Source organism: Mucilaginibacter sp. (genome assembly GCF_039935595.1).
In the GTDB taxonomy this organism is placed as follows: domain Bacteria; phylum Bacteroidota; class Bacteroidia; order Sphingobacteriales; family Sphingobacteriaceae; genus Mucilaginibacter.
The window spans coordinates 1-4,036 of the sequence record NZ_JBDTJZ010000007.1; the positions used below are offsets into that span (position 1 = coordinate 1).

A 4,036-nucleotide genomic window follows, 5' to 3' on the forward strand; every position below is an offset into this window, starting at 1 on the left:
TTAATTCCCTCTCTAGCATAGAGAGGGTGGTCCAGCGAAGCGCCGACCGGGTGAGTAAACTGACGAACCAATACCCACACTCTGTATAAAATGATACCCAACGCAGGTATCCCTATCCAGTGCGCATGAAAAGAGTTTTTAATATCGCCATGTAGTAAAAAAGCGATAGAATGCCCCAACCCGCAGCCGGGGCACCAGGTTATGCCCATTAACTTTAACGGGCACAACGTGTATTGCGATGGGTTTGCCGGATTGGTAGTAGCCAGCGCTATTAACGCGGCTACCCAAAACAGTAACTCTAAATTTTTACTGATAAACTGTTTAATCAATTTTGTTCGACTTGTTTGCAAGCAGTAAAGATACTGCAAACGCCGCCAAAATACCAATTAACAAAGCCCCGAACATCCTGCTGGAAAGATCGCGCAGGTCGCTGCCTGATTGGATATAGTTAATATAAACAATAGCCGAAAAAATGGCTACTATACCACCCGCCAGCAAAATTTTAAAACTTTGTACCAGGGCCTCTAAAAAGCCCATATTGCCGCCAAGTTCGTTGTTTTTATAGCTCATTATGCCAAAAAACAAACCAATTATCGGTATCAGGATAGAAAAATACTCAACCGGCGCGGCTTGATCATCTAATATACCAACGCCAAAAGCGTGCATGGCAAAAAGCCATATACCGCTTAGTATGCCAATTATAAGGCCGAAAACTAATGCGTTTTTCATCTTATTAAGTGTTAGGTTAAATTGTTGTGCGTTTTTTGTTTATTCTTATTATAATACGTTGGCCGGATAGGCAACGTTGTTTAACTATCATAAAAAGTAATTATACCCGCATATTGTTTTATTAATTAGCACAATTGTTGTGTAACCGCATTAAAACACCTTTTTTACTATATTTGCAACAGTTTGAACATCCGTGATATTTTAGAGAAATATAAAGCTGATGAACGGATAAAAGCATTGGCGACAGCCTTAAATGCTTCTAAAAATCCAAGGATACAGCTTCGTGGTTTAGTCGGGTCAGGTGATGCGGCTATGGCGGTAGCTTTGTATTTTTTGCAGCATAAGCACATGATCTTTGTGCTGCCCGAACGCGAAGAAGCCGGTTATTTCCAGGCCGACCTGGAGAATTTGACCGGTAAAGAAGTTTTATTATTCCCTTCATCCTACCGTAAACCTTTTGAGTTTACCCAGCCCGATAGCAGCCATGTACTGGCCCGTGCCGAGGTGCTGAACGAATTAAATCACTCTACCGAATTTGGTCAGTTGATAGTTACTTACCCCGAAGCTTTAGCCGAAAAAGTGATTGACCGCGCATCGCTGGAAAAAAACACGCTGGAAATTGGCGTAAACAACAAACTCAGCATTGAATTTATCAATGAGTTTTTGGTGGAGTATGATTTTGAGCGGGTTGATTTTGTATACGAGCCCGGACAATTTTCGGTTCGCGGGGGTATAGTTGATATTTTTTCCTTCTCGCACGAGCTGCCTTACCGGGTGGAATTTTTTGGCGATCTGGTAGAGTCTATCCGCACCTTCGAGATTGAAAGTCAGCTATCTGTTGAGCAGGTAAAAACCATCACCATTGTGCCTAATGTGCAATCTAAATTTTTAACGGAGAGCAATATCTCGTTGTTGGAATATGTAGATGCCGGTACGCAGGTTTGGATAAAGGATGTACAATTTACCTTCGATATTATTCAAAGCGGCTACAAAAAAGCTACCCAGTTATGGAAGGCGCTATCCGCAGAAGAAAAAAACCAAAACCCCGATTGGATAGACCCTAAGTTTGGTTTTACTGACGAAAAGCTGATAGCCGACCAACTGCATGATTTCCCGGTAGTGGAGTTTGGAAAGCAATTTTTTTATGATGCAGATGCTACCATCAACTTTGATATGCGCCCGCAGCCGTCTTTTAATAAAGACTTTACCCTGTTGATACATAATTTTAAAAACAACGAGGCAGAGAAGATAGAAAATTATATTCTCACAGATTCGGCAAGGCAGGTTGAACGTTTATACGCCATTTTAGATGACCTGGATAAAACCGTAAAGTTTACGCCGATAAGCATCTCTATCCGCGAAGGTTTTATTGACCGCGAACAAAAGCTGGCCTGCTATACCGACCACCAGATATTTGACCGCTATTATAAATACAAACTAAAAAAGGGTTACCAGCGTTCGCAGGCCATCACCCTGAAAGAACTGCGCGAGTTGAAGCCCGGCGACTATGTTACCCATATTGACCACGGTATTGGCAAATATGCCGGACTGGAAAAGGTAGAGGTTGCCGGTAAGCAGCAGGAAATGATCAGGTTGGTTTATGCCGACAACGACCTGTTGTATGTAAACATCAACTCGCTTAACCGCATATCTAAATACAGCGGTAAGGAGGGTACCGTACCCAAAATGAATAAGCTGGGTACCGACGCGTGGGATAAGCTCAAGAAAACCACAAAAAAAAAAGTTAAGGATATAGCCCGCGACCTGATCAAGCTTTATGCGGTGCGTAAATCGCAGCAGGGTAATGCATTTTCGCCGGATAGCTATTTACAAACCGAACTGGAGGCTTCCTTTATTTACGAGGACACCCCCGATCAGGAAAAAGCCACCACCGACTTTAAAAAGGATATGGAGTCGCCGCACCCTATGGATAGGTTGATTTGCGGCGATGTGGGCTTTGGCAAAACCGAAGTAGCCATCCGCGCGGCGTTTAAAGCCGTTGCCGATAGTAAGCAGGTAGCCATATTGGTTCCCACCACCATTTTGGCGGCCCAGCATTATAAAACTTTCACCGAGCGTCTTAAAGGTTTCCCCTGCAATATTGATTATGTAAACAGGTTTAAATCGCCAAAGCAAATCAAAGAAACATTGGAAAAGCTGAAGGATGGTAAAGTGGATATCATCATTGGCACGCACCGCCTGGTAAGCAAGGACGTAAAGTTTAAGGACCTGGGCCTGATGATCATTGACGAGGAGCAGAAATTTGGTGTAAGTACTAAAGAGAAACTCAAACAAATGCGTGCCAATGTGGATACCATGACGTTAACCGCCACGCCCATACCGCGTACGCTGCATTTCTCGTTGATGGGTGCAAGGGATCTTTCCATTATATCCACCCCGCCGCCAAACCGCCAGCCGGTAGTTACCGAGCTGCATGTGTTTAATGATAAGCTGATAAAAGAAGCCGTTGAGTTTGAGATTGACCGTGGCGGGCAGGTATTCTTTATCCATAACCGCGTAGCCGATCTGCCACAATTGGGTGGCATGATAAACACTTTAGTGCCCGAAGCACGGGTAGGCATTGCACACGGCCAGTTAGAGGGCGACGCGCTGGAAGATGTGATGCTGAAGTTTGTGAACAACGAGTACGATGTACTGGTAGCCACCACCATTATTGAAGCCGGTCTGGATATACCAAACGCCAATACCATCATTATTAACCATGCGCACATGTTTGGCCTGAGCGATCTGCACCAAATGCGTGGCCGTGTGGGGCGAAGCAATAAAAAGGCGTATTGTTATTTGCTGAGTCCGCCGTTATCAACGTTGACTAACGAGGCCCGCAAACGGTTAAGTGCCATTGAAGAATTTAGCGATCTGGGCAGCGGCTTTAACGTGGCAATGCGCGATCTGGATATCCGCGGCAGCGGAAACCTGCTGGGTGCCGAGCAAAGCGGCTTTATTGCCGAGATAGGCTTTGAAATGTACCATAAAATACTGGACGAAGCCCTACAGGAGTTAAAAGATGATGAGTTTAAAGGCTTGTTCCCTGATGATAAGCCACGGCCATTTATCAACTTTACGCAGATAGATACCGACCTGGAGATATTGATACCCAATGAATATGTAACCAGTTTATCGGAAAGGTATAATTTATACAGTGAACTATCCAAACTGGAAAATGAAACCGAACTACTGGCTTTTCAGCAGCAACTGCATGACCGTTTTGGGCCAATACCGCCACAGGTAAATGACCTGCTGAACACCATGCGCCTGCAATGGATGGGCAAAGCCATTGGTTTTGAAA

The 4,036-nt window shown here is 44.4% G+C and carries 3 protein-coding genes; 1 reads left to right on the top strand and 2 read right to left on the bottom strand.

Annotated elements, in window-relative coordinates:
* Together ABI367_RS00355 and ABI367_RS00360 are read right to left on the bottom strand one after the other, a co-directional pair.
* On the bottom strand, window positions 1-329 hold a 329-nt coding region (locus tag ABI367_RS00355; RefSeq protein WP_462231047.1), incomplete at its 3' end, for a DUF2752 domain-containing protein.
* Window positions 322-729, bottom strand: coding sequence for a DUF4199 domain-containing protein (locus ABI367_RS00360; RefSeq protein WP_462231049.1), 408 nt, complete (start codon window positions 727-729; stop codon window positions 322-324). The genes ABI367_RS00355 and ABI367_RS00360, both read right to left, overlap by 8 nt.
* Before the next feature lie 183 nt (window positions 730-912).
* Here ABI367_RS00360 and mfd point away from each other — a divergent pair.
* The coding region (gene mfd / locus ABI367_RS00365; RefSeq protein ID WP_462231051.1) for a transcription-repair coupling factor at window positions 913-4,036 on the top strand (3,124 nt) is incomplete at its 3' end.

Excerpts from the sequence above, each read along its gene's own strand:
- ABI367_RS00360 (WP_462231049.1), bottom strand. The coding sequence starts at position 729 with ATGAAAAACGCATTAGTTTTCGGCCTTATAATTGGCATACTAAGCGGT.